General features: G+C 64.8%; 25 protein-coding genes. 13 read left to right on the top strand and 12 right to left on the bottom strand.

Going from position 1 to position 25,479, the window contains the following annotated elements:
• Positions 1–76 precede the first annotated feature (76 nt).
• Positions 77–409, top strand: coding sequence for a hypothetical protein (locus ACZ50Q_RS00525; protein WP_464080206.1), 333 nt, complete (start codon positions 77–79; stop codon positions 407–409).
• Between the two features lie 100 nt (positions 410–509).
• Here ACZ50Q_RS00525 and ACZ50Q_RS00530 read toward each other — a convergent pair whose 3' ends face one another.
• Together ACZ50Q_RS00530 and ACZ50Q_RS00535 are read right to left on the bottom strand one after the other, a co-directional pair.
• Positions 510–1,247: an anti-sigma factor family protein gene (locus tag ACZ50Q_RS00530; RefSeq protein ID WP_464080207.1), complete on the bottom strand. Its 738-nt coding sequence runs from the start codon at positions 1,245–1,247 to the stop codon at positions 510–512.
• On the bottom strand, positions 1,244–1,759 hold the full coding sequence (locus ACZ50Q_RS00535; protein ID WP_464081930.1) for a sigma-70 family RNA polymerase sigma factor: 516 nt from the start codon (positions 1,757–1,759) through the stop codon (positions 1,244–1,246). Before ACZ50Q_RS00535 ends, ACZ50Q_RS00530 begins: the two co-directional genes overlap by 4 nt.
• A gap of 199 nt (positions 1,760–1,958) precedes the next feature.
• On the opposite strand from ACZ50Q_RS00535, the gene ACZ50Q_RS00540 reads away from it, so the two are divergent.
• Both ACZ50Q_RS00540 and ACZ50Q_RS00545 read left to right on the top strand, forming a co-directional pair.
• Positions 1,959–3,182, top strand: coding sequence for a catalase family peroxidase (locus ACZ50Q_RS00540; protein WP_464080208.1), 1,224 nt, complete (start codon positions 1,959–1,961; stop codon positions 3,180–3,182).
• A 2-nt stretch (positions 3,183–3,184) separates the two neighbouring features.
• On the top strand, positions 3,185–3,748 hold the full coding sequence (locus ACZ50Q_RS00545) for a cytochrome b (protein ID WP_464081931.1): 564 nt from the start codon (positions 3,185–3,187) through the stop codon (positions 3,746–3,748).
• A gap of 71 nt (positions 3,749–3,819) precedes the next feature.
• Here ACZ50Q_RS00545 and ACZ50Q_RS00550 read toward each other — a convergent pair whose 3' ends face one another.
• Positions 3,820–4,269, bottom strand: a complete 450-nt coding sequence (locus ACZ50Q_RS00550; RefSeq protein ID WP_464080209.1) for a hypothetical protein — start codon at positions 4,267–4,269, stop codon at positions 3,820–3,822.
• A 164-nt stretch (positions 4,270–4,433) separates the two neighbouring features.
• Here ACZ50Q_RS00550 and ACZ50Q_RS00555 point away from each other — a divergent pair, with 164 nt between their 5' ends.
• From ACZ50Q_RS00555 to ACZ50Q_RS00565, 3 genes are all read left to right on the top strand, one after another.
• Entirely contained in the window at positions 4,434–4,961 is a 528-nt protein-coding gene (locus ACZ50Q_RS00555; protein WP_464080210.1) for a sigma-70 family RNA polymerase sigma factor, read from the top strand.
• A complete protein-coding gene (locus ACZ50Q_RS00560) occupies positions 4,951–6,003 on the top strand; it encodes a FecR domain-containing protein (RefSeq protein ID WP_464080211.1) in 1,053 nt (350 codons plus the stop codon). The genes ACZ50Q_RS00555 and ACZ50Q_RS00560 overlap by 11 nt, the downstream gene beginning before the upstream one ends.
• A gap of 113 nt (positions 6,004–6,116) precedes the next feature.
• Positions 6,117–8,603 (top strand): TonB-dependent siderophore receptor, encoded by a 2,487-nt coding sequence (locus tag ACZ50Q_RS00565; protein WP_464080212.1) that lies wholly within the window; start codon positions 6,117–6,119, stop codon positions 8,601–8,603.
• A gap of 66 nt (positions 8,604–8,669) precedes the next feature.
• Here ACZ50Q_RS00565 and ACZ50Q_RS00570 read toward each other — a convergent pair whose 3' ends face one another.
• The gene (locus tag ACZ50Q_RS00570) at positions 8,670–9,044 is read right to left on the bottom strand and encodes a glutaredoxin family protein (protein WP_464080213.1); all 375 of its coding nucleotides are present in this window, start codon (positions 9,042–9,044) and stop codon (positions 8,670–8,672) included.
• A gap of 216 nt (positions 9,045–9,260) precedes the next feature.
• Between ACZ50Q_RS00570 and ACZ50Q_RS00575 the strand changes: the two genes are divergently transcribed.
• From ACZ50Q_RS00575 to ACZ50Q_RS00600, 6 genes are all read left to right on the top strand, one after another.
• Positions 9,261–10,337, top strand: coding sequence for a hypothetical protein (locus ACZ50Q_RS00575; protein WP_464080214.1), 1,077 nt, complete (start codon positions 9,261–9,263; stop codon positions 10,335–10,337).
• Between the two features lie 161 nt (positions 10,338–10,498).
• On the top strand, positions 10,499–10,927 hold the full coding sequence (locus ACZ50Q_RS00580) for a bleomycin resistance protein (RefSeq protein ID WP_092577047.1): 429 nt from the start codon (positions 10,499–10,501) through the stop codon (positions 10,925–10,927).
• Positions 10,928–11,058: 131 nt separating this feature from the next.
• Positions 11,059–11,571 (top strand): GNAT family N-acetyltransferase, encoded by a 513-nt coding sequence (locus ACZ50Q_RS00585; RefSeq protein ID WP_464080215.1) that lies wholly within the window; start codon positions 11,059–11,061, stop codon positions 11,569–11,571.
• 296 nt (positions 11,572–11,867) lie between these two features.
• The gene (locus tag ACZ50Q_RS00590; protein WP_464080216.1) at positions 11,868–12,188 is read left to right on the top strand and encodes a transcriptional regulator; all 321 of its coding nucleotides are present in this window, start codon (positions 11,868–11,870) and stop codon (positions 12,186–12,188) included.
• A complete protein-coding gene (locus ACZ50Q_RS00595; RefSeq protein ID WP_464080217.1) occupies positions 12,172–12,453 on the top strand; it encodes a BrnA antitoxin family protein in 282 nt (93 codons plus the stop codon). The genes ACZ50Q_RS00590 and ACZ50Q_RS00595 overlap by 17 nt, the downstream gene beginning before the upstream one ends.
• Positions 12,454–12,797: 344 nt before the next feature.
• Positions 12,798–13,079: a BrnA antitoxin family protein gene (locus ACZ50Q_RS00600; protein WP_092577033.1), complete on the top strand. Its 282-nt coding sequence runs from the start codon at positions 12,798–12,800 to the stop codon at positions 13,077–13,079.
• Positions 13,080–13,142: 63 nt separating this feature from the next.
• Here ACZ50Q_RS00600 and ACZ50Q_RS00605 read toward each other — a convergent pair whose 3' ends face one another.
• Together ACZ50Q_RS00605 and ACZ50Q_RS00610 are read right to left on the bottom strand one after the other, a co-directional pair.
• Complete coding sequence (locus ACZ50Q_RS00605; RefSeq protein ID WP_254791933.1) at positions 13,143–13,523, bottom strand: lysozyme inhibitor LprI family protein; 381 nt, start codon at positions 13,521–13,523, stop codon at positions 13,143–13,145.
• Positions 13,524–13,672: 149 nt separating this feature from the next.
• On the bottom strand, positions 13,673–14,548 hold the full coding sequence (locus ACZ50Q_RS00610; RefSeq protein WP_092577027.1) for a LysR family transcriptional regulator: 876 nt from the start codon (positions 14,546–14,548) through the stop codon (positions 13,673–13,675).
• Between the two features lie 76 nt (positions 14,549–14,624).
• Between ACZ50Q_RS00610 and ACZ50Q_RS00615 the strand changes: the two genes are divergently transcribed.
• On the top strand, positions 14,625–15,596 hold the full coding sequence (locus ACZ50Q_RS00615; protein ID WP_092577025.1) for a DMT family transporter: 972 nt from the start codon (positions 14,625–14,627) through the stop codon (positions 15,594–15,596).
• A gap of 39 nt (positions 15,597–15,635) precedes the next feature.
• Here the strand turns inward: ACZ50Q_RS00615 and ACZ50Q_RS00620 are convergent, their stop codons facing one another.
• From ACZ50Q_RS00620 to ACZ50Q_RS00645, 6 genes are all read right to left on the bottom strand, one after another.
• Positions 15,636–16,871 (bottom strand): MFS transporter, encoded by a 1,236-nt coding sequence (locus tag ACZ50Q_RS00620; RefSeq protein WP_464080218.1) that lies wholly within the window; start codon positions 16,869–16,871, stop codon positions 15,636–15,638.
• Positions 16,872–17,147: 276 nt separating this feature from the next.
• Positions 17,148–19,172, bottom strand: coding sequence for an acetyl/propionyl/methylcrotonyl-CoA carboxylase subunit alpha (locus ACZ50Q_RS00625; protein WP_464080219.1), 2,025 nt, complete (start codon positions 19,170–19,172; stop codon positions 17,148–17,150).
• A gap of 60 nt (positions 19,173–19,232) precedes the next feature.
• Entirely contained in the window at positions 19,233–20,840 is a 1,608-nt protein-coding gene (locus ACZ50Q_RS00630) for a carboxyl transferase domain-containing protein (RefSeq protein ID WP_464080220.1), read from the bottom strand.
• A gap of 230 nt (positions 20,841–21,070) precedes the next feature.
• On the bottom strand, positions 21,071–22,252 hold the full coding sequence (locus ACZ50Q_RS00635; RefSeq protein WP_464080221.1) for an acetyl-CoA C-acetyltransferase: 1,182 nt from the start codon (positions 22,250–22,252) through the stop codon (positions 21,071–21,073).
• Between the two features lie 35 nt (positions 22,253–22,287).
• Positions 22,288–24,177, bottom strand: a complete 1,890-nt coding sequence (gene aceK / locus ACZ50Q_RS00640; RefSeq protein ID WP_464080222.1) for a bifunctional isocitrate dehydrogenase kinase/phosphatase — start codon at positions 24,175–24,177, stop codon at positions 22,288–22,290.
• 26 nt (positions 24,178–24,203) lie between these two features.
• The gene (locus ACZ50Q_RS00645; protein ID WP_076518085.1) at positions 24,204–25,382 is read right to left on the bottom strand and encodes an isovaleryl-CoA dehydrogenase; all 1,179 of its coding nucleotides are present in this window, start codon (positions 25,380–25,382) and stop codon (positions 24,204–24,206) included.
• Positions 25,383–25,479: the final 97 nt, after the last annotated feature.

Below are 25,479 nucleotides of genomic sequence, written 5' to 3' on the forward strand. Positions count from 1 at the left end.
TTCCAACCTTGTCCTGTGCCCGCCCGCCCCATTTGGAAGTGGGGCAGCGGGATTTCCATATCGTCGGAGGAAGCCCATGCAATCCCACCCCCTCACCGAAAACCCGTGGTCCGTCGACACTAATCCCGAACTCGGGTTGGTGCCTCTATCCCACCTCTACAACATCGACCGCGCTCGCTACGCCATCGCGTCGATCGCTCGCCTCATCGGCAACAGCGCATCTGAACCGGAAGCGACCGGCGCGCAGCCGCTGGACGCGTGGACCGTGGCCGCATTGATGGGCGGCGTCGAAGGCCTGTGTGACCACCTGGGGGCCATGACCGACGCCATGCTGGAATCGGTACGAGCCTGCGCACAAGACGCCGATTGCACCGATCCCACGCATGACGCACCCGCGTCGATTCAATAAGTGCAGAAGCGACTCGGGCCTGCCGCGATGTGCGACAGGCCCGAGCCGTTAGATTTCGACGAAAACGTGCGCGATCTAAGGCGTCAACCTTTCCGACGCGTCACGATTCACCCATTTGCACCTTCTGACCGCGAGCATCCCCCGCCGTCACCAACGCATAGTTGTACCCTTGCCCCGACCAATACCGCGCCACCAGCTCGCCATCCCTCCGACTGCCTTGCGCCAGAAACTGCCCCCCCGGCCCAGGCGGCCGGATATAGAACGTAGCGCGCTGCCCCGCGTTCTCATAGATGACTAGCGCCGCCGGCCCCTGATCGGTAGCCAACAATCTCGCAGCAACAGGCCTGAACCCGCTGTCGCTCAAATTAGGCAACCGCTCCGCATGCGCAAAATACTCATCCAACCACCCCTGCAAATCCCCAGCATCCGCACGCACATCCGGCTGCGGCGCATCCGCTGACGCAAACAACCGATAAGCCTGCATCGCATCCTGCATCGGCAGCACCCGATTCGCCAAGGCCGTATCGCGAGCACTCCATCCTGTGACGCCGCCAATCGCCACCGCCACAACGAAACTAGCCACCATCGCCATCCGCCGCCGCGTGCGAACCCTTAGCCCCGCACGCACCGCAACAGGATCCAACGCAGGATTACCCGGCAAACTCTCCCCGCCAGCCCCTTCCCGCAGCCGCTGCGCATCCCGACGCCACGCCTCCAGCTCCTGCGCCTCATCAGGATGCGCCCGCAAATACGCCTGCAGTTCCTGCAACTGCGACGGATCCAACTGCCCGTCCACATACGCATTACGCGTCAGATCATCAATAGCGCGTTCTTTCATTTCAATATCCTCAGACGAGCCTCGCCGGCCTGTCCCTCATGCAATTCACGCAAGGCACTCCGCGCGCGGGACAGGCGCGACATGACGGTGCCCAGCGGTACGTCCAAAACATCGGCGACGGCCTTGTAGCTCATGCCTTCCACGCTGACGAGCCACAGCAGCGTGCGCTGCGCCTCGGGCAGGCGTTCGAAGACATCCAGGGAAGATCGCGCGATGACCTCGCGCTCGGCCGACGGCGCGGCGGCGTCGGAGCCGGCAAACCATGACAGCAGCCGCGCATAGCGGCGCGAGCGGCGTTGGGAATCCAGGAATTGGCGGTACAGGATGGTGAAGAGCCACGCGCGCACGTCGCCTTGCGGACGGCGGCCTCGCCAGCGGGTGAGCGCTCTTTCCAAGGTGGATTGCACCAGGTCGTCGGCCGCAACCCCATCGCGCGTAAGGCGCAGCGCAAAACGCCGCAGGCGCGGCAGTAGTTGGCGCAGCACGGCGTCGGAGAGTTCTTCCGCTGGCATCTCGTCGTCGAGGGATGCCGGCGCGTCGGGCGGCACGCGGACCGGTTGAATCATGGCGGGTTCCTGGGACAGGCCTGCGCAACCAGCTTACAGGTCAATCCATTAAGACGCCGAGCCGGCGGGTTTATTCCATCGGGGAATAACTTTTTTTGCGCGGCGTCCTACAGGGGTATTCATCGCCCCACGGGCAAGGAGCCTTATGCAACCAGGATCTGACCGCAACGGCCCGCCGCCGGGTCAAACGCCACCGGGAAGCCAGCCACCGGGCCGCCTGCCACCGAATAGCCAACCACCGGGTGCGCGGCAAGCAGGTGGCCAGCCCTCGGAAGACCGGCCCCAGAAGCCCCGGCCGCTCTCCACCCCCCAAACCCTCCTTCGTCTCTCCGCAATCGGCGCCATCGTGCTCGCTTCTGGCGCCGCGTTCGCCTACGTGGGCGGCTGGCTCGACCCGCAGCGCCTGACGCCCGATCGCATCGTGAACGCCCTGGAAGCCAACAGCGGCATCCACGAGGGCTTCCGGCGTAACCACGCCAAAGGCGTCTGTGTAATCGGCCGCTTTGAAAGCAGCGGTGCGGCACACGACTTATCCACCGCCTCGGTGTTCGCGCCGGGCAGCACGCCGGTGGTGGGACGGCTGGCACTGCCCGGCGGCAATCCTTACGCGTCGGACTCCAGCGTGCCGATCCGCAGCTTTGCCTTGATGTTCACGTCGGCTAATGGCGAGCAGTGGCGAACCGGCATGAACAGCATGCCGGTGTTTCCGCTGTCGACACCGCAGGCGTTCTACGATCAGCAGCTTGCCGGCCGGCCCGATCCCAAGACGGGCAAGCCTGATCCGCAGCGCATGCAGGCGTTTTTCGCAGCGCATCCGGAAACGGGGGCATTCCGCGCGTGGGCCAAGACCGCCAAGCCTTCGGCTAGTTACGCCACCGAAAACTATTACGGCCTGAACGCGTTCTACCTGATCGATGGAAACGGAAAGCGGCAGCCGGTGCGTTGGCAGTTGGTGCCGTTGGACGCGGCGGCGGCGCCTGTGGCGCAGCCGGGGCACGATGCCGACTATTTGCAAAGCGATTTGCAACAGCGCCTGACGCAAGGGCCGTTGCGCTGGCGTCTGTTGCTCACGTTGGGACAACCCGGCGATTCCACTAACGACGCAACGCGCCAGTGGCCGGCGGACCGGCCGACTGTCGACGCCGGCATCGTGGTGATAACCAGCAGCGCCCCGCAAAGCGATGGTCCCTGCCGCGACGTGAACTACGACCCGACGGTGTTGCCGCAAGGCATCGCTGTTTCCGACGACCCACTGCTGGCGGCGCGATCCGCGGCGTATGCCGCCTCTTATGAACGCCGCACGGGCGAAGGGCCGCCTCAAGCCGCCGCTGCGTCATCCCATTCGACCCAACCGGAGCGCGCCCAATGAACATGCAGCCCAATCAAACCCGCCGCCCTCCCGCCACGTTCAGCCTATTCGCACGCGTGCTGCATTGGTCGATGGCGGCCGGCATACTCGCGATGCTGTTCATCGGCGTGGGCATGGTGGCGTCGGTGTCCGAGCGGCATCAGTGGCTGGTGCAGATCCATAAGCCGTTGGGTTTGGCGCTGCTGGCGCTGGTGTGCATACGGCTGGCGAGGCGTGTGTTCAAGGGCGCGCCTGCGTTGCCGGCGGATCTGCCAGCCTGGCAACGTCACGCGGCGTTGGCCTCGCACGTCTTGCTGTACGCGCTGATGTTCGCGATGCCGCTGATCGGCTGGGCGATGCTGTCGGCGGGTGGCTATCCGGTCGTGGCGGGCGGTTGGCAGTTGCCGTCCATTGCGCCTGCGGATGCGGCGGTGTTCAGTTGGCTGCGGGGTGCGCATCGCTATCTGGCCTTGCTGCTGTTTGCGACGGTGCTGCTGCATCTGGCCGCTGCCCTGTTCCATGGCTGGATACGACGGGATGGCGTGCTGGAATCGATGACGCGGGGGCGTCCGGTGTCATCGCGCTAACGTGAGGAATGGGCCATGTGAGGCATCCTCCATGGCCCGTGCGATCGAAGCGCAAAGGGGGTGACACGAATTCAATTCGGCTTCCACGTCACGCCATCCTTCGTCCGATACTTCGGCGTTCCCGTGCAACACCCGCCAGCCCCAAGCGCCTGCCGCCCGATGAACGCCGTCACGCCGCCCTTCTCTTCCGTCAGCGATTGACTCAAGCATGACGTCGGCAAGGGATAGAAATCGCCTTCCAGCACCAGCGTCCAGCTCACGTTCTCGCCTTCGGCTGGGTCAACCCGATACACCTTGCAGTTGTGCGCAAGCAGATGAATAGGCTTTCCCGCGAGCACGCCCTTGAACTGATGTTCAGCTGGCGCTTCACGCGTGGCGATGGTTTCAGCGGTGAGCTTCGACCCGACCGGCGGTGGCGGCAGCTGGGGTTCGCATGCGGCAAGCAGGCTGGTCGCGCATAGCGTCATTGCGACGCGGCGGGCGGAATGCTTCAGCGATGGTGTCGTTCTCTTGGTGGCCATACTCGCTCCTTGGGCGACATCTTAGGCCTCAAGTACCAAACTCACGCCAGACCGAGAGCCGCAAAGCGAAGAACCCATCCCGAAGCCCCCCCGCATCATCGAATCCGACCCGTTTCGCCTTCACCCCTATAATGGGAACCATTCCCATTAACAAAGCCCGTCCGATGTCAGCCAACCCCAGCGCCAGTCCCGACGCCGGTATTTCGACGCTTTACCGTGACCACCATTCTTGGCTGCATGGCTGGCTGCGCCTGAAACTCGGCGACGCGCATCGCGCGGCGGATCTGGCGCAGGACACGTTTGTCCGCCTGCTCTCGGCCAATTCCTCCACCCAGACCGAAACCGCCCTGCGCGAACCGCGCGCTTACTTGCGCACCATCGCCAACCGCCTTCTGGTCGACCATTGGCGCCGCCAGGAAATCGAGCGCAATTACCTGGCGGTGCTGCAGACCTATCCCCAACAACACTGGCCGTCCGAGGAGTCGCGCCTGCTGATCCTGGAATCGCTGGAGCAGATCGCGCAGATGCTGGGCCGGTTGAAGCCCGAGGTGCGCGAGGTGTTCCTGCTGGCGCAGATGGAGGGCCATACCTGCCCGCAGATCGCGCGGCAGGTGGGCAAGTCGGTGGCGACGGTGGAGCGCTATGTGGCGCAGGCCTTGCAACACTGCTATCGCCTGGTCTATGAGTGCTGATCGCGTGGCGTCGGCAAAGCCCGGTGCGGGTGCGGACTCCACCCTGAACGGCGCGGGCGATGCGGCGGTGCTGGACGCCGCCATCCGTTGGCGCATCAAGCTGCAATACAACACGGCGGACGCGTCGGCGTGGCGGGCGTTCGATGTGTGGCTGGGCGCCAGCCCGGCGCATGCGCTCGTGTGGGAGCGGTTGCAGGCGCTCAGCGCGCGTTTGCAGCGGCCCGCGATGGACATGCCGCCGGAAGCTGCGGCGCGGATTCTTCGGCAGACGGGAACGGCGCAGGCGCTGCGTTCGCGCCGCAAGGCGTTGATGTCGCTGGGCGTGCTGGCGGCGGGGGGCTGGATGGCGTGGCAGGCGCGCGATGCGCAGTTGGTTCAGCATGCGCTGGCGGATGTGGCCACGTCGCGCGGCGAGCGGCGGCGGGTCGTGTTGCCGGACGGCGGTACGCTGGTGCTGAACACGGACACGGCGGTCAACATCCGTTATGGCGATCAATCGCGCCGGATCACGTTGCTGGCCGGCGAGGTCTACCTGATCTCCGGCAGCGACCCGCTGTCGCGTCCGCTGTTTGTGGAAACGCGCGATGGCCACGCGCGAGCGTTGGGGACGCGCTATCGGGTGCGTCAATGGGACGACGCCAGCGAAGTGTCGGTGGACGAAGGCATGGTTGCCATGCTGCCGCGCGATGGCGGCGACGCAGCCGGAAAGACACTGCGGGCAGGCGAATCCGCGCGGATGACGCGTCAGAAGGTATTCAGTGCGGGGCCAACCGACGTGCGCGTGATGGATGGCAGGGCGTGGGTCGAAGGCGCGCTGTCGGTGCGAGATATGCCGCTCGCCGCATTCCTGCAGGAACTGTCGCGTTATCACGGCGCAATCGAATGCGACCCCGCCGTGGCGCGACTTAGCGTCTCTGGCGTGTTCCAGTTGGACGACACGCGCAAGGTGCTGGCGCTGCTGCGCCAGATCCTGCCGATCGAGCCGCAAGCTGGCCGCATGTGGTGGGGCGGACGCGTGACCCGGGTGCGGGCGCGCGCGTGATGGGCAAAGCCCCGCAGAAAATATTTGAGGGGATCGGCGAACTCGTTCGTCATACCGCTTGAAGCAGTGCGCACTGCCCAAGATGGACCGACCCTCATTGGAGTAACCCTTTCGTGAAGACCTACCGACACCCGGCCGCTGCGGCGCCGGGCGCCCGGGCTTGCTTGCGCGCCTGCCCCACCCCTTCCCTTGCAGTGCTGCTGCCGCTGGCGGCGGCGCTCGGTCTGGCCGCGTTGTCCGCCAGCCCGACGACCGTTCGTGCCCAGACGGCGCCCGCCGCGAACGCACCCGCTGCCGCGTCGCGCGGCTATGCCATCGCGCCGGGCCCCTTGAATGACACGCTGGCGGAATTCGCCAGGCAGGCCGGCATTTCGCTGGCGTACTCGTCCGCGCAGTTGAACGGTGCGCGTAGCGCGGGCCTGAATGGCCAGTATGGCGTGGCGGACGGCTTGCGCGCGCTGCTGTCGGGCACGGGTTATCGCGCCGTCAATGTGGATGGCGGCATCCGCATCGAGGCCGAGCCGCAGTCCGCGGCCAGCACGCTGGCGCCGGTGCTGGTGACGGGCGTCTTCAATGCGACCACCGAGAACACGAACTCCTACGCGGCCCGGGCGGCGACCATCGGAAAGACCGAGGAAGCACTCAAGGACATTCCGCAGTCCGTCACGGTGATCACGCGCCGGCGCATGGACGATCAGAACCTCTCGACCATCAGCGAGGTGCTGGAGAACACGACGGGCGTGACGATCAGCGAAGTGGCCGACGGCGGCCGCAATTTCTATTCGCGCGGTTTCAAGATCACGAACATCCAGTACGACGGCGTGCCGCTGTCGCGCAGCTTCTACGCGGTGGGCAACAGTTTCACGGGCAGCACGGCGTATCTAGATCGCGTCGAAGTGCTGCGGGGTGCGCAAGGCCTGATGGAAGGCGCGGGCCAGCCGGGCGGATCGGTCAACCTGGTGCGCAAGCGCCCCACCGCCGAGACGCAGGTGTTGATGGAAGCGCGCGCGGGCTCGTGGGATCACGTAGGCGGCATGCTGGACGCGGGCGGCGCGCTGAACGCCGACGGCAGTTTGCGGGCGCGTGCGGTGCTGGACTACGACACCAAGGGTTCGTTCATCGACGTGGTGAAGGAACGCAACACCAATCTGTACTTTGCGCTGGACTACGACGTGTCGCCTCGCACGACGGTGGGCGCTGGCGTGCTGGTGTCGCGCGTTCGATCCACGCCCTTCTTTGGCGGGCTGCCGCGTTACAGCGACGGCCGCTCGCTGGACTTGAAGCGTTCAACCTTTCTGGGTGCGGACTGGAACCAGTGGGACCGTGACGAGACCCAGGTGTTTGCCGACCTGACGCATCGCTTCAACAGCGACTGGCGCCTGAACGTCGCAGGCACGTACGTGAAGGAAAGCAGCCTGACGTCGGCACTGGATGCGACGGGCGCGGTGGACCCGGTGACGTTGATGGGACCGATGCGCAATGCCTGGAACTACGACAAGTCCGCCGAGCACTTTGGATTTGATGCCAATGTGAATGGCCGCTTCACGACGTGGGGCATGGCGCAGGACCTGACGGTGGGTGTGAGCATGTCGCGCCTGAAGTCCAGCGACCGGATCGAGTACGCGTCCAACTACCTGCCGCTGGATGTGTTCCATCCGGATCCGCATGTACCCAAGCCCGACAGCTTTCCGGATTCGCAGCGGCTGTCCCGCTATGACCCGCATGTGCAGAAGGGCATTTATGCGCAGTTGCGCAGCAGCCTGACGGATGACCTGACGCTGGTCACCGGCGGGCGATTCAGTTGGTTCGAAAGCCGCTATACGACGCAGGCCGCGACGTGGAGCGACGTGAGCACCGCGAAAGCCAGCGCCGAGTTCACACCGTTCCTGGGCCTGGTGTACGCGCTGACGCCGCAGTGGTCGGCTTATGCCAGCTACGCAGATATCTTCGAACCGCAGACCGCGACGACGCTGGACGGCAGCGTTCTCAAGCCCATCGTGGGCGCGAACTATGAAGTGGGCATCAAGGGCGAGTTGATGGACGGCAGGCTGAACACGTCGTTCGCCGTCTACCGCATCGACCAGAAGAATCGTGCGGTGCAGGATTACGAGGCCGGGCCGGTCTGCAACGGCGGCTATTGCTCGCGCGCGGCGGGCAAGGTGCGCAGCCAGGGCTTCGAGGCCGAGATGAGCGGCGAACTGGCGCCGGGCCTGCAAGTGGCCGCAGGCTATACGTTCAACAACAACAAGTATCTGAGCGACCCCGAGCGCGAGGGCCAGACCTTCAGTGAGGAAACGCCGCGGCACATGCTGCGCGTGTGGAGCGAATACCGCCTGCCGGGTGACCTGAATCGGTTGAGCGTGGGCGCGGGCGTCAATTGGCAGAGCGCGTTGACCAATACGATTTCAAATGTGCGGCGCCCTTCGTATAGCGTGTGGAATGCGCGCGTTGCGTATGACCTGACTTCGCATTGGACTGCGGCGGTGAACGTGAACAATCTGTTCGACAAGGTCTACTACGAGTACCCGGGCTATCTGGAGAACCGCAACAACTACGGCGCGCCGCGCAGCGTGCTGCTGACGCTGCGGGGAAGGTTCTGACGCGTTCTTTACGCAATTGAAAACGGCCTGCCGGATGCTTCGGCAGGCCGTTTGCTTTTCGCGCGGTCAGGCGACGTTGGCGAAGCGCTTTTCCAAATACGCGATGATGTCGTTGGATTCGTACATCCAGCGCGTGCCTTCGGCGTCTTCGATGCGCAAACAAGGCACCTTCACCTTGCCTCCGCCCGCCTGCAATGCGGCGCGCGCTTCCGCGTCGTTCTTGGCATCCTTCAACGCGACCGGCACGTTGAGCCGGTGCATGGCGCGGCGTGTCTTCACGCAGAAGGGGCAGGCCTGAAATTGATACAGCGAGAGCGCGGTCGCGTCGGCATTGACGGTGGCTTGGCCTTGCGGCGAGCGCCTCTGCGGACGCGGACGGGTCAGTGCGTCGCCCAGGACAATGATTTGACCCAGGCCGACACGTAGAGCTTTGACGAGCATGGATGTGGACTCGGAAGGTTGAGAGAGGCTGCCAGTCTACCCTGTGCGGCGGCATGGGCGCTTGCGGGGCGCGGTCAGGAAGCGCAAGCGGCTTGGCGCATGCCATCACGCTTGCCGCGATATCATGCCCTGGCGCCTCGCCCGCATCCCGCTGGCAGGATTCAGCGGGATGCACAGATTTGCTCAACATCCGAACTCATAAAGGAACGAAGACCGATGACGCTGTCTCGCCGCGTGCTTGCCCTTGTATGCGTGTCTGCCCTGCTCGCCCCGGCCGCGGCTTGGGCACAGTCGACAAACGATGGAAAGCTGGCGGCCGACGCGGCAGCGGCGCGGGACCGGCATCGCGGGACCACGGACAAGTTGCTCGGTGACGCGCTCCAGGACATGGCGCTGGTGGTGGTCCCGACCGTCAATTTCGATGCGCAACCGCCGCGCGATTTCGATGATGCGGCCACGCGGGATCAATTTACCCGCCAGAGCAGCGTGCTCTTGCACTGGCAACATAAGACCGAGAAGGGATTCGCGATCACGGTGGGGCAAGGCAAGCACAAGTTTGTTTTCTCCGACACGGGTCCGATGTTCCAGACGACGCACGGCGCGGTCGCGTATCAGGTGATTCCGGTCTGGCCCGGCGAATACCGGCTCAATCGCATTACCTACCACCAGCCGCGGACGGCGTTGCCGGACTCGACGGTGCGCGCGAAATCGATGGACTATCTGAAGGATCTCGGCATGGCGACGCTGACCGAGACGGCGGATATCGACTTCAAGAAGGACGGACCGTGGACGCCGCTTTCGCCGAGCGAAGATGGGCTGGGCTCCGGCTGCGAGGTCACGTTGCGCTATGGGGACGGCTGCAATGAGGCAGCCCGGGAGTATCGCTGGGTGGAGGGGGCCAGGCGCGCCTTCCACAATCGCGAGGCAGAGATGTTGCCGGTTGCGGGCGTTGACATAGAGCTGCTGTTTACGCCGTTGGCGACGATCACGCTGAAAGCGGGTGACGTGGTCTTGATGGATGGGTTCAAATTGCCGGACGACCAGCCCAAGATGGTCAAGGATTCGTGCGGGGTGCTGGCGCGGGAATGGGTGTGTTTGGTGGAGTCGATGACATTGGAGCGTCTGCCCGCCAGCATTGAGGATTTTCGGAAGGCGCCTTCTGCTGCCAGTTTCCAGCTGCCAAAGCTGGATGCCGCGTTGCAAGAGCTGGTCTATCGGGAACCTAAGTATTACTTCGATCCGGCGGCTGGGGCGCCGAATCGGTTTGAGATGAGTAAAGAAAGCTGGAAATAAAGCCGGTTGCAGTTGCTTCGTGATCAGCGCGGAGCCCAGTCGAGTTCCATAAGATGCAGTGCGCCTGCGGGTCCCCTACTCAGCTCTTTCGGCCAAGTAAGGGCTTCCATGGCCAACTGGAATCAAGGACGTTACGATGGCCCCAATAAAAAGGAGAGACGATGGAAGATAAATCGTACCGAGCACGCATGGTCCCTGAGCTGATGGTCAGAGATCTCGCGCGTAGTCGGCAATTCTGGATCGACTTGTGCGGCTTCGAGGTCGTCTATCAGCGCGAAGAGGAGGGGTTTGTTTTCCTTGACCGCGAGGGCGCACAGTTCATGCTTGAAGAGGTCCGAGGGGACGGTGGCTGGGTCACGGCACCGCTTGAAGCGCCGTTGGGTCGTGGCGTGAATTTCGAGATCAAGGTGAAGTCGATCGACGCACTGTGCAGAACGTTACGCGACGCCGATTGGCCGTTGTACCGGGAGCCGGAGGGGCGATGGTACAGAAGCGGGGAAATCGAGATTGGCGTGCAACAGTTTCTAGTGCAAGACCCTGATGGCTACCTGTTGCGCTTTTCGGCTTGGATCGGAAATCGCCCTTTGTGATGCGCAACGCGCTCCATCTAAGGCACTACCGCTGCATTTAGAATTTCCTGGTACGAATTAAGGGCAGGACGGCTCAACAAGGGAGCGATTGATGCGAATCACGGCGGCCAAGCTCTGGCCACCCGGCGGTCGTGCTACGGCAGCTGGAACGATCCGACGCGGACGATTGGTATTCTTATCTTTCCTTGCCGGAGGTGTTCCAGCATACGAGCTGGAATCTGGATTCAGTCAGAGACCTTTCCCGCTTGTTCGACTTGTTCGATTCCACCTCTGGCGATTCGGACCGACGGCTAGCTATCGTCGACAGACTTGACGATCGGCTCATCGGGACAATCGGTTTTCACACCATATCGAACGCCAACAAAACTGCTGAAATCGCTTACGACGTCGCTCCATCACATTGGGGATTGGGTATCGCGGGCGCGGTATGCGACGCTGTTACCCGATGGGCCTTCTCTACATACGGATTTATCCGTGTGCAGGCCACGGTCTTGCACACCAACGTGCGGTCCGAGCGCGTTCTTAAGCAATGTCACTTTCGCCGCGAAGGACTTCTACGCTCTTACCGAATGGTCCGAGGAACGCCAGGGGACTTTGTGCTGTATTCGAAGCTGTCTACTGATGAGATGAGGTATGAGCGCTGAGCGACCACGCTGAGCTTCTTTTCGTCTGATTTCGGCTTCGGCAAGTGGGAAGGCCAGCTCGGCTTCGTCACACTACATCTCCTAGCGAGTAGCGTTGATCTCGTTCGACACGCTGAGTGCTCGCAAAAACGCAGCTCGCACTGCCGCGTTTGAACAGGGAGTTTAGTAAGTGAAGGGGCGAAAACTGCATCGCGTGGTTGGTCGATGGCGGGTGTATCGACTTGAGGTCAAAAGTCTGGGCTACGGCGCTTCAATCTACTTTGCGTCTCTCAATAAATTGTTAGTACAATTAAATCGTGCTAACCGTTATTGAGACGGGCGAATTTGGTGTTTGGGCGGCTAAGGTGTGGAGCGACTCCGAACGCGAGGCATTCGTTGACTGGATCGCGGAGAACCCTGAAGCGGGGGACGTTGTACCCGGTTCTGGCGGATGTAGAAAGGTGCGGTGGTCGCGCAGCGGTGTGGGAAAGCGCGGCGGCGCCCGCGTGATCTATTACCTTCGATTGACCCATGGTGAGGTGGTGCTTCTGATCGTGTACGCCAAAGCCAAATTCGACAATCTTCCTGTCTCGTTCCTAGCCAAACTCAAGGAGAGCTTTGATGGCCAAGAAACCTGATCCCGAGATTGCCGAATTTGAGGCGGCTCTGCTGCGAAGCGCGAAGCAGGCTGCGCGAGGCCAATACGCTCGTGTGCACAAGCCTGACGACATTGTGCGTCGCCGTGGCCGGCCCGTGGGCAGCACCGCTGCAACGCGAAAGTCGGCAACCACCATTCGTCTTGATGAGGAGATCCTGACAGCTTTCAAGGCAACTGGGCAGGGTTGGCAGACGCGGATCAACAACGCGTTGAGAGACTGGTTGAAGACGCATCGCTTGACGTGATAAGCGTGCGGGAACGCGAATGCGATTAGCGTCGGCATCCGTTACCGAGACGGCAACCGTTCCGTCGCAGATTCGCTCATGCAATCGGAAGTGGTCAAATTGGCGAAGAGTCTCTCTGTGCTCTCTTCGTCTGCTTTCAGGTTCCGCTACGGGGAAGGCCGGATCAGCACTGTCACAATAGATCTCCTAGCAAGCAGCGGTGATCTCATTCGAAAATCTGAGTGTGCGTAGACACGCAGCTCGCATTCTCACGCTTGAGCGGAACGGGGAGACTCGTTAGTGGTAGGCAGCCGAGGTCGACAATCTTCCAGCCTCGTTCCTCGTCAAAATGAAGGAGTGCCTTGATGGCCAGGAAACCTGATGCCGAGATGACCGAGTTTGAGGTCGGACTGCTTCGTAGCGCGAAGCAGGCTGCGCGATGCCAATATGCTTGCGTGCACAAGCCTGACGATATCGTGCGGCGGCGTGGGCGTTCCGTAGGTAGCACTGCCGCAAGTCGAAAGTCTGCCGCCACCATTCGTATCAATGAAGATATCCCGGTTGCTTTCAAGGGGACAGGGCGGGGCTGGCAGACGCGCATCAATAATGCGCTGAAAGACTGGCTGACGTCGCATCAGTTGACCTAAGAGCGTGCTTGCACGCATTCTTGCGGTCAGCCTTGTCATGCGCTCGTAGCGCGAGGGCGCAGGCTATTTCAACGGCAGATCCTCCACCGCCTCGCGCAATTGCCTGGCCCTGCGGTGATTGAGTTCGGCCACACAGGCCAGCTTGCCCATGTCGTGTGCGTTGCCCGCCGCACCGCCGCTCAACGATGCGGACCACTCGCATTGCGCCGAACGGTATTCCGCGAATGCCCGATTCGAGGCCGCGAGCCGCGCCTTGGTCTGGTCGACGTATCGGGTTTCCTCGTCCCACTCGTCCAGGGCTGCGGTAGCTTCCCTTTGCGCTGCCGCCAGCGCCTTGCCGCTTCCCTCGGCGGCGCGCGACAGGCAATCCCGCATTCCAGCCTGCGAATCCGCGGAGCATGTCGCGTACAGCTCCTGTTCGGTCTGCACACCGTCGGCAGCCATGGTGTCGGTTAGCGGTGCTAGAGCCAGCATGGCTTGAAGTATTACGGAACCTGGACGCATAAAGTAAGAGTTTCGAGCCAATGGCAGCGCGTCGCCATCAGATCCGTCCGATACATAGTCGCCAGGGATGCGATCAGTCCATACCGGGTTCAAACCCCGTCAACCAGCCTCAACGTGTTGACCAGCAACCCATGCAGGCTATCCACCGCCTTCGACCCGCGCGACGCCTTGCTCCGATAGACCGCCACCTGCATGGGCTCCAACGGCCCAAGCCCATGCTGGCTGCCCAGTATCTGCAAGTGCGGGGGAACGCTGCACTGCGTGAGCACCGCGACCGCCAGGCCGCTTTCGACCGCGGCGATCTGTCCCGCCAGGCTTGAGCTGTTGTACACGAGCCGGTGCTTGCGCCCCTGCAGCGCCAACGCGTTCAGCGCGCTGCGGCGCGCGAGGCTGGATTCTTCGTACATGGCGATGGGTAGGGGATCGCGGCGCCACAGTGCGAATTCTTCCGAGCCGATCCACACCATGGGTTCATGGAACAGCAAGGTGCCGCGGCGCGCGTGGTCGCGCGACACCAGGGCCAAGTCCAGGTCGCCCGAGGCCACGCGCGGGATCAGCGAGGTCGATTGCTCGCAGCTCAAGACGATTTCCACGCCGCTGTGGCGCGGGGCAAAGCGCTTTAGCACGGGCGTCAGGTATTTGGCCGCGTAGTCGTCGGGAACGCCCAGGCGCACGACGCCGCGCAGTGCTTCCGCGCCCAAGGCGACGTGGGCTTCGGCTTGCAGGTCCAGGATGCGGCGCGCATAGCCCAGCAGCTTTTGGCCTTCGGTGGTGAGTTCCAGCGTTCGGGTGTCGCGCTCGATCAGCCTGTGCCCGAGCGCCGCTTCGAGTTTCTTGAGCTGCATGCTGACGGCGGACTGGGATCGGTGCACTTCGCCTGCCGCGCGAGACAGGGAGCCCGCGTCGATGACGGCGACGAAAGAGCGCAGCCAGTCCATCTGGAGATCGCGTGCCGAGGCGCTCATGATGTTTCGATTTTCGAATGGAAGATAGAGGAATTATGCGCTTTTCGGCCGTGGCGGTGCGCGGCAAACTGGCCGCATGAATACGGATCAGCCCTTGCACACCGACTTTTCCCCGAAAGCGCCTGCCACCTCGCACGGGGGCGCAATCACAAGCGCCCTGCCTTTTTTGCTGGGGTCGGCGCTGCTGGGAACGATAGGCGTGTTCGTGCATTTGGCGGACGCGGGGGCGCTGACGACGGCGTGGTTCCGGTGCGCCTTCGGTCTTGCCGGGCTGACGGTATGGATGGCGGTTCGTGGGCAGGCGCGCGCGTTGCGGCTGACTAAGTCCAGCGCGCCGCTGGTGCTGGGGGCCGGTACGCTGATGGTGTTGAGCTGGGTGCTGTTCTTCGCGGCGATCGAGCGCACGTCGGCGGGAATGGCGGTGGTGCTGTTCCACATTCAGCCGATGTGGGTGCTGTTGCTGGGTGCGGTGTGGCTGCACGAGCGTAGCAGCCGGCAGCGCATGGTATCGGTGTTCGTGGCGATGATCGGCCTGGTGCTGGCGACCGGCGTGCTGGAGCACGATGCGTCGGCGCTGTCGGCAGCGTCGCGGGCCGGCTATTGGTGGGCCATTGCGTTCTGCGCGATCGGTTCGATATGCATGGCTTTTGCGACCGTCATGACGCGGCGCCTGGGCGACAGGCCGGCAGGCGTCCTGGCATGGTGGCAATGCGCCTTGGGGACGGCGGTGTTGTGGGTCTGGCCCATGCAGCAGGGTTGGCCGGCTTGGGGCGTTTCATGGATCTGGCTCGCGGGCCTGGGGTTGATCCACACTGCCGCGGCCTACACGTTGATCTACAAGGGAATGGCGCGCCTGACGACGGGCCGGATCGCCGTGTTCCAGTTTGTCTATCCGGCCGTGGCGATCCTGATCGACTGGCTGTATTTCGACCGGCGCTTCGACGCGCTGCAACTGGCGGGGATCGCGATCATGGGCGTGGCGATCTGGAGCGCGGAGCGTTGCGGAAAATCTGGGCGTGCGGCGGTCGGCCCGCAAGAGGGCGCGTGACCAAGAGGCATCTACCGCGCCGACCTGACCCGCCACGATCTACGATTGCGCGACCTCGTTCCCCTGCAGCGTCCGCAGCCGTCTCAGTTCCGGGAACCACCGCATCCACAGACCGGCCACCGCGATGGTCCCGAGTCCGCCGATCACCACCGCCGGCACCGCGCCGAATAGCTGCGCCGTCAGGCCGGATTCGAATTCCCCGAGCTGGTTGGACGCGCCGATGAACAAGGTGTTCACCGCGCTGACCCGGCCCAGCATGTGGTCCGGCGTATTCAACTGCACGAGTGAAGAACGCACGACAACGCTGACGGCGTCGGCGGCGCCCAGCACGACCAGCGCGGCGACCGACAGCGGAATCGACGTCGACAGCCCGAACACCGTGGTCGCTAATCCGAAGACGATGAGCGAGCCGAACAGCAGCCGCCCGACGTTCTCACCCAGGCTCAAGCGCGCCAGCGTCAACGACATCAACGCCGCGCCGCAGGCGGGCGCGGCACGCAAGGCGCCAAGCGCCCACGGACCCGCATCAAGGATGTCCTTCGCAAAGATCGGCAGCAACGCCGTCGCCCCGCCCAGCAGCACCGCAAACAGGTCCAGCGACAACGTGCCCAGCAACAACCGGCGCTGGAAGATGAAGGTGATGCCGCCGAACAGCGTGCGCCACGTGGTCGGCTCTTTGCGCGGCGGCGCGCGGTCGATGACGAGGGTGGCGATGGCGATGAAGGCCGTCAGATACAACGCCGCGGCGACGCAGTAGATCCACCCTGCTCCGAGGCTGTAGCCGACCCCACCCAGCGCCGGCCCGGCGATCTGCGCGATCTGCCCTCCGGACGAGGACAGCGCGGTGGCCCGCGGCAGCCATTCGCGCGGGACGACGGCGGGGATCAGCGTGGACAGGGTCGGCGCCTCGAAGGCGCGGGCCGAGCTCATGATGATGATGGTGGCGTAGATGAGCGTCTTGCCGCCCACGCCGTGCAGCGCGGCAATGGCGAGCACCAGCGTGGCGACGGCTTCGAGCGCCATGCAGGTGGCGACGATCTTGCGGCGGTCGTAGCGGTCGGCGACGTGGCCGACGACGAGCGTCAGCGCGGCCATGGGCAGGAATTGGGCGAGGCCGATGAGGCCGAGGTCCAGCGCGCTGCCGGACAGCGCGTAGATCTGCCAGCCCACCGCGACGGAGACGATCTGGAACGCCAGCGACGCGGCGACGCGGCCGCAGAGGAAATGCAGGAACGGCGGACTGGAAAGCGGACTGGGCGTGTCGGGGGCGGACATGGTGGGCGTGGCGCGGGGGAAGAGCCGATTCTAGGCGCGGGGCGCTGACGCGCAGCTAAACCGACGCGGACCGCAAGCGGTGGTTCCCGGAGCCGAAATGGTCGCAACCATGTGGCAATCCGTCAAAGCGCTCGAGAAGTAAGCGCCGGGCGTCCAGGCGCGCAGCCAATACGTGGCATTGAATGCCGGCGCGTCACCCGAATTGTTATGAACCCTCATAAACAAAACGGCTCCCGGCAATATCGCCGGAAGCCGTCGGGCTCGTTCAAACAGCCGTTACTCGATCGAGACGAGCTCGGCGCCTTCCGTCACCTGATCGCCCACCCCATAGAACACTTCCCCCACCGTGCCGTCGGCCGTGGCGGAGATGGTGTGTTCCATCTTCATCGCTTCCATCACAAGCAGCGGCTGGCCCTTTTCGACCTTGTCGCCCTGCTTGACCGAGATGGAGATGATCTTGCCGGGCATGGGGGCGGCGAGGCCCGCGCCGTGTTCGCCCTGCGTGTCCTGCGAGTGGGTCAGCGCGTCGTAGAGGTCCAGGACGTGCGAGCCGTCTTCACGGAAGACGTAGGCGCGGTCGCCGTGTAGGACGACCGTGCCGGCGCTCTCGTGGCCTTGCAGGGTGATGCGCAGGCCGTAGGCCAGGTTGGGGTTGGCGCTGGCGTGCGAGCGCCACAGGAAGGGCCGCGCGCCCTCGCCGGTGTCCAGCGTCCAGGCACCGCCCTGGCGCGCGACGATGACGTGGCGGGCTTCGCCGTTGTCGGTCCATTGCAGTTGACGCCGATACTGACCGCCCAGCCGCCAGCCGTCGCGCGCGTCCCACGGGTCGGTGGGGCCTTTACCCGCGCCCTGTGCGCCCGGCTGTGCCAGCCCTTGGCGCACCAGCACGGCGGCGGTAGCCAGCGCCAGGGCGTCGTCGTCGGCGGGCTGGGGGTCGGGCAGCAGCGTGGCGCGCTGGCGCTCGATGAGGCCGGTGTCCAGGTCGGCGGCGGCGAAGGCGCTGTCCTTCATCAGGCGCGACAGGAAGGCGACGTTGGTTTGCACGCCCACGGCCTGCGTCTGCGCCAGGGCCTGCAGCATGCGGGCGCGGGCCTGGTCGCGGTCGGCGCCGTGCACGATGAGCTTGGCGATCATCGGGTCGTAGAACGGGGTGATGGTGTCGCCCATGCGCACGCCGCCGTCGACGCGGACGTCGCCATTGGTAAATGCGGTGTGCGGCGGCAGGCCCAGGTAGGCGAGCGTGCCGATGGACGGCAAAAAGCCCTTCTCGGGGTTCTCGGCGTAGATGCGGGCCTCGATGGCGTGGCCGTTGATGCGCAGGTCTTCCTGGCGCGCGGGCAGCGGCTGGCCGGCGGCGACGCGCAGTTGCCATTCGACGAGATCGTGGCCGGTGATCATTTCGGTGACCGGGTGCTCGACCTGCAGGCGCGTGTTCATTTCCATGAAGTAGAAGCGGCCGTCGGGTTCGGCGATGAACTCGACGGTGCCGGCGCCCACGTAGCCGACGGCGCGCGCGGCGGCGACGGCGGCCTCGCCCATGGCGCGGCGGCGTTCTTCGGTCATGCCGGGGGCCGGGGCTTCTTCGATGACTTTCTGGTGGCGGCGCTGCACGGAGCAGTCGCGTTCGAAGAGGTACACGCAGTTGCCGTGCGTGTCGGCGAAGACCTGGATTTCGATGTGGCGCGGCTTTTGCAGATAGCGTTCGATCAGGACGCGGTCGTCGCCGAAGCTGGAGGCGGCTTCGCGTTGGCACGAGGCCAATGCATCCAGGAAGGCGCCGGACGATTCGACGATGCGCATGCCCTTGCCGCCGCCGCCCGCGCTGGCTTTGATGAGCACGGGATAGCCGATGGCGTCGGCCTGCGATTTGAGGAACTGCGGGTCCTGGTTGTCGCCGTGGTAACCGGGCACGAGCGGCACGCCGGCTTTTTCCATGAGGGACTTGGCGGCGGATTTGCTGCCCATGGCGGCGATGGCCGATGCGGGCGGGCCGACGAAAGCGATGCCGGCGTCCTGGGCGGCCTGGGCGAAGGCTTCGTTCTCGGACAGGAAGCCGTAGCCGGGGTGGATGGCGCCGGCGCCGGTGTCGCGCGCGGCCTGCAGGATGGCGTCGGCGCGCAGGTAGCTGGCGCGCGGCTCGGAGCCGCCGATGTAGACGGCCTGGTCGCACGCGGCGACGTGGCGGGCGTTGGCGTCCGCGTCGGAATAGACGGCGACGGTGCGCAGGCCCATGCGGCGCGCGGTGGCGGCGACGCGGCAGGCGATTTCGCCGCGGTTGGCAATCAGCACAGTATCGAACATTGCGTTATCCAAGCTGAAGTGTTCGGAAGGGGCGCGAAGCGCGTAGAAGTTGTGGGCGACCTACATTCGGAACACGCCGAACTTGGTGTCTTCGATGGGCGCATTCAGCGCCGCAGACAACGCCAGCCCCAGCACGCGGCGCGTGTCGGCCGGGGCGATGATGCCGTCGTCCCACAACCGCGCCGTCGCGTAGTACGGATGGCCTTCGCGTTCGTACTGTTCGCGGATGGGCGCCTTGAACGCATTCTCTTCATCCGCCGACCACTGCCCGCCGCGCGCCTCGATGCCGTCGCGCTTGACGGTGGCCAACACGCTGGCGGCCTGCTCGCCGCCCATCACCGAGATGCGGGCGTTGGGCCACATGAAGAGCATGCGCGGGGAATAGGCGCGGCCGCACATGCCGTAGTTGCCGGCGCCGAACGAGCCGCCGATCAGGACGGTGAACTTGGGCACGTTGGCGGTGGCGACGGCCGTCACCATCTTGGCGCCGTGGCGCGCGATGCCTTCGTTTTCGTATTTGCGGCCGACCATGAAGCCGGTGATGTTCTGCAGGAACACGAGCGGAATCTTGCGCTGCGCGCACAGTTCGATGAAGTGCGCGCCCTTCTGCGCGGATTCGGAAAACAGGATGCCGTTGTTGGCGACGATGCCGACGGGCATGCCGTGGATGTGCGCAAAGCCCGTGACCAGCGTGGGACCGAAGCGCGACTTGAATTCGTCGAACTCCGAGCCGTCGACGATGCGCGCGATGACTTCGCGCACGTCGTAGGGTTTGCGGGTGTCGGCGGGGATGATGCCGTTCAGTTCGCTGGGATCGTAGCGCGGTTCGCGCACGGAAATCGTGGCCAGCGGCTGCGGCTTCTTGCGGTTCAGTCGCGCGACGGCGTTGCGCGCCAGTTGCAGCGCATGCATGTCGTTGGCGGCCAGGTGGTCCGCGACGCCGGACAGGCGCGTGTGCACGTCGCCGCCGCCCAGGTCTTCGGCGCTGACTTCTTCGCCGGTGGCGGCTTTGACGAGCGGCGGGCCGCCCAGGAAGATGGTGCCCTGGTTGCGGACGATGATGGACTCATCGCTCATGGCGGGCACGTAGGCGCCGCCGGCGGTGCACGATCCCATCACCACGGCGATCTGCGAGATGCCTTGCGCGGACATCTGCGCCTGGTTGTAGAAGATGCGGCCGAAGTGTTCCCGATCCGGGAAGACTTCGTCCTGCTGCGGCAGGTTGGCGCCGCCGGAGTCCACCAGGTACACGCAGGGCAGATGGTTCTGCGCGGCGATCTCCTGCGCGCGCAGGTGCTTTTTGACCGTCATCGGATAGTAGGTGCCGCCCTTGACCGTGGCGTCGTTGCAGACGATCACGCACTCGGTGCCGGACACGCGGCCGATGCCGGTGATGACGCCCGCGCCGGGCGCGTCGCCGCCATACATGCCGTGCGCCGCCATCGGCGACAGTTCCAGGAACGGGGTGCCCGGATCGATCAGGTTTTCCACGCGGTCGCGCGGCAGGAGCTTGCCGCGCGCGGTGTGCTTGGCGCGGGCGGACTCGCTGCCGCCCAGGGCCGTCTGCGCCAGCTGCTGGTTCAGGTCGTCCAGTTGGGCCTGCATGGCGCTCGCGTTGTCGATGTAGTCCTGCGACCGCGGATTGATGCGGGATTCGATGATGGGCATGGGGTACCACCCGTCCTGCTTGATTGGAATTTGAAGGCGCTCGAAAAGAGAGCGGGTTGTCTCGCTGCCCGGTGGGCCGGGCATTCTTGTCGATTTGGATTCAAGGATTTCGTTGCGCCTTTCCTGCATGGCCCGCGACCGACCCGTCGCGGTGATTGCAATGCCAGAAAGGCGCAGCGAAATCCTGCTCGGGACACGGGCCGAAGCCCGTGTCTCAAGCAGGCAACTGCTTAGACCATTTCGATGGCCATTGCGACGGCTTCGCCGCCGCCGATGCACAGCGTGGCCACGCCGCGCTTGCCGCCGGTCTTGCGCAGCGCGCCGATCAGGGTGGCCATCAGGCGCGCGCCCGAGGCGCCGATCGGGTGGCCCAGCGCGGTGGCGCCGCCGTGGATGTTGACCTTTTCATGCGGGAGCTTGAAGTCGGTCATGGCGGCCATGGTGACCACCGCGAAGGCTTCGTTGATCTCGTACAGGTCCACGTCCTCGGCCTTCCAGCCGGTCTTGTTGAACAGGTTCTTCAGGGCGCCGACGGGGGCGGTGGTGAACCAGTTGGGTTCCTGCGAGTGCTGCGAGTGCGCGACGATGCGGGCCAGCGGTTTGACGCCGAGTTTTTCGGCGGTGGACGCGCGCATCAGCACCATGGCGGCAGCGCCGTCGGAGATCGACGACGAGTTGGCGGCGGTGACCGTGCCGTCCTTCTTGAACGCGGGCTTGAGGGTGGGGATCTTTTCCGGCATGGCCTTGGTGGGCGCTTCGTCGGTGTCGATCACGGTGTCGCCCTTGCGGCCGGCGACGGTGACGGGGGCGATTTCCCACTTGAAGCTGCCGTCCTCCGAGGCGGCGCGGGCGCGGCGCAGCGATTCCAGCGAGAACGCGTCCTGCTGTTCGCGCGTGAACGAATACTTGGAGGCGCAGTCTTCGGCGAACACGCCCATGGCCTTGCCCTTGTCGTAGGCGTCTTCCAGGCCGTCCAGCGCCATGTGGTCGTACACGGTGTTGTGGCCGTAGCGGTAGCCCTGGCGGCCCTTGAGCAGCAGGTAGGGCGCGTTGCTCATGCTTTCCTGGCCGCCGGCGACGACGATCTCGGCGCTGCCCGAGGCCAGCAGGTCGTGGCCGAACATCGCGGCCTTCAGGCCCGAGCCGCAGACCTTGTGGATCGTGGTGCACGCGACGCCCAGCGGCAGGCCCGCGCCCAGCGCGGCCTGGCGGGCGGGCGCCTGGCCCTGGCCGGCCTGCAGCACGTTGCCCATGATGACTTCATCGACCTGTTCGGGTTTGATGCCGGCGCGTTCGACGGCGGCCTTGATGGCCACCGAGCCCAGCTCGTGCGCGGCCAGGCCGGACAGGCTGCCCAGCATGCCGCCCATGGGCGTGCGGGCGACGGAAACGATAACGATGGGATCTGACATGACTAGCTCCTGTGAGGGTCGGGACAGCGTTTCGGTTACAACACCGCGTTGCCGCTTGAACGGCGTTCAGCGCGCAGGCGTCTGTCCGTATCGTAAGGGAAAAATTCTTCGATCCGGCCTTGCGCCACGTGGGCGCGGCAGGCCTGCCACCAGTCCGGTTCCAGCAGGTCGGAATGGTGACGCATGAAGGCGCTGCGCACGCGCGCATCGCCCAGCAGGAAGCGGCCGAATTCCTCGGGGAAGACGTCGTTCGGGCCGATGGCGTACCAGGGCTCGGAGGCCATCTCCGCTTCTTCGTTGGGGGCCGGCGGGATGCGCCGGAAGTTCATCTCGGTCATGCGCTGGATTTCGTCGTAGTCATAAAAGACGACGCGGCCCAGTCGTGTGACGCCGAAGTTCTTGTAGAGCATGTCGCCGGGGAAGATATTGGCCGCGGCAAGCTGCCGGATGGCGTCCCCGTATTCGCGCACCGCCGGCTCCAGCAGCGCGTCCGGCGCCTGCTGCAGATAGATGTTCAACGGGGTCATCCGGCGTTCGATGTAGACGTGGCGGATGACGACCGTGTCGCCGGTTTCCTCGATGAGGCTGGGCACCAGCCGGCGCAGTTCGTCCAGCAGCGCGGGCGCAAAGCGCGCGCGCGGCAGCGCGACCTGCGAATATTCCCAGGTGTCGGCCATGCGGCCCACGCGGTCGTGCAGCTTGACCATCTGGTACTTGCGCCGCACGGTGGCGTGGTCCATGCCGTCCTTGTCGATGCGGTCCTTGATGAGCTTGAACACGTAGGGATAGGACGGCAGCGTGAACACGCACATCACCATGCCCTTGATGCCCGGTGCGATGTCGAAGGCGTCGCGCGAATGCGCAAGGTGGTGCAGGAAATCGCGGTAGAACAGCGTCTTGCCCTGCTTTTGCAGGCCGATCATGGTGTAGAGCTCGGCCTTGGGCTTGCGCGGCAAGAGGCTGGACAGGAAGTTCACCACGGCGGCGGGCGTTTCCATGTCGACCAGGAAATACGCGCGCGTGAAGCTGAAAAGCGTGCTCAGGTCGTCCGCGCCCAAGAGCAGCGCGTCCAGCACCACCTGTCCCGCCGGGTTGCGCGTGAGCGCCACGGCAAAGGGATAGACGGTGGTCTGGTTGATCAGGCGGCCGACGATGTAGGCGCCCTTGTTGCGGAAGAACAGCGAGCCCAGCGCGTGGATCTGGCAGTCGGTGGCGATGCGCCGGCCGACGTGGCGCGGCAGCACGGCGCGCAGCTTGGCAACCGCGGCGCGCGCCAGCATCCGCGTGTCGCGCGGCAGGTCCTCGAACGGCAGGGCCAGGCCAAAGTCGGCCACCATGCGGATCAGGCTTTTTTCCAGCCCGTCGGTCACCGGGTAGTACACGCGGTAGGACGGAAGGCTGCTGTCCAGGTAGTCGGTGGCCACTGCCGGCCGCACGAACAGGAAATCGTTGTGGAAGTAATCCCGGTGCAGCAGGCGGCACGACACCGAGTTGAAGAAGGTTTCCGCGCACTCCGGCTGGCGGTGTTCGCCCAGGAGCCCGACGAATTCCTGCTTGATCTGTTGCCAGTAGGCCGTCTGCGCGTCGGTCAGGGACGGCGCGGCGGCGCCGTTGCCGCCGCCGTTGCTGCCGCCATTGGCGCCCGAAGCGCCCACCGCGCCTTCCGGCCGCCCGCGCAGCACGCCTTCGAGCTGCGTGGCGCACTCGCGCACGCGCATGTCGTAGTACTCGATGCGTTCGCGCGACAGGTGCTGGATGCCGTGCCAGTCGCCGGATTCGAACAAGGCCTTGGCGCGCTGCGCGCTGTAGCGAAACAGCGCGTAGTGGCGGTCAAAGCCCGCCAGGATCAGGCGCGCCACGTCCAGCGGCGAGGGGCCCGGCGCGGGGGCTTGCTCGATGTGCTGGAGATCGGACGTGCGGATCATGGCGGCGCGGCCTGTGGATAAGGCGGTCAGGCGGTTTCGTTGAAGAGTTCGCGGCCGATCAGCATGCGACGGATTTCGCTGGTGCCGGCGCCAATCTCATACAGCTTGGCGTCGCGCCACAGGCGACCCACCGGGTATTCGTTGATGTAGCCGTTTCCGCCCAGGATCTGCACGCCCTCGCCCGCCATCCACGTGGCCTTCTCGGCCGTGTACAGGATCAGCGCGGCGCAGTCCTTGCGCACCTGGCGCACGTGCTCGGCGCCCAGCTTGTCCAGGTTCTTGCCGACCTGGTAGCAGAAGGCGCGGCTGGCCTGCAGCGTGGTGTACAGGTCGGCGACCTTGCCCTGGATGAGCTGGAATTCGCCGATGGCCTGGCCGAACTGCTTGCGGTCGTGGATATACGGCACCACCACGTCCATCACGGCCTGCATGATGCCCAGCGGGCCGCCGGACAGCACGGCGCGTTCGTAGTCCAGGCCGCTCATCAGCACCTTGACGCCGCCGTTGACCTGGCCCAGCACGTTTTCTTCGGGGATTTCGCAGTCCTGGAACACCAGTTCGCCGGTGTGGCTGCCGCGCATGCCCAGCTTGTCCAGTTTCTGCGCCACGGAAAATCCCTTGAAGCCCTTTTCGACCAGGAAGGCGGTGATGCCGCGCTGGTGGGCCTCGGGGTCGGTCTTGGCGTAGACGACGAGCGTGTCGGCGTCCGGGCCGTTGGTGATCCACATCTTGGTGCCGTTCAGCACGTAGCGGTCGCCCTTCTTGTCGGCGCGCAGCTTCATGCTGACCACGTCGGAGCCCGCGCCCGGTTCGCTCATGGCCAGCGCGCCCACGTGCTCGCCCGAGATCAGCTTGGGCAGGTACTTGGCCTTCTGGGCCGCCGTGCCGTTGCGATTGATCTGGTTCACGCAGAGGTTGGAGTGCGCGCCGTACGACAGGCCGATGGAGGCGCTGGCGCGGGAGATTTCCTCCATCACGACCATGTGGGCCAGGTAGCCCATGTTGGCGCCGCCGTATTCCTCGTCGGCGGTCATGCCCAGCACGCCGAGGTCACCGAATTTGCGCCAGAGGTCCATGGGGAACTGGTCGCTGCGATCGACTTCCGCGGCGCGCGGCGCGATCTCGGCCTGCGCGAAATTGCGTACGGCGTCGCGCAGCATGTCCAGGTCTTCGCCCAGGTCGAAGTTCAGGCCGGGAAGATTCATCGATGTCTCCGTGATAGTAGGTACTTACATTCATAGGCCCGCACGAGGGGGCGTGGGCGCAGGCTCGGGGTGATCCATGATGCGCCGATCGACCAGC

Source organism: Achromobacter sp. T5-5, assembly GCF_055397965.1.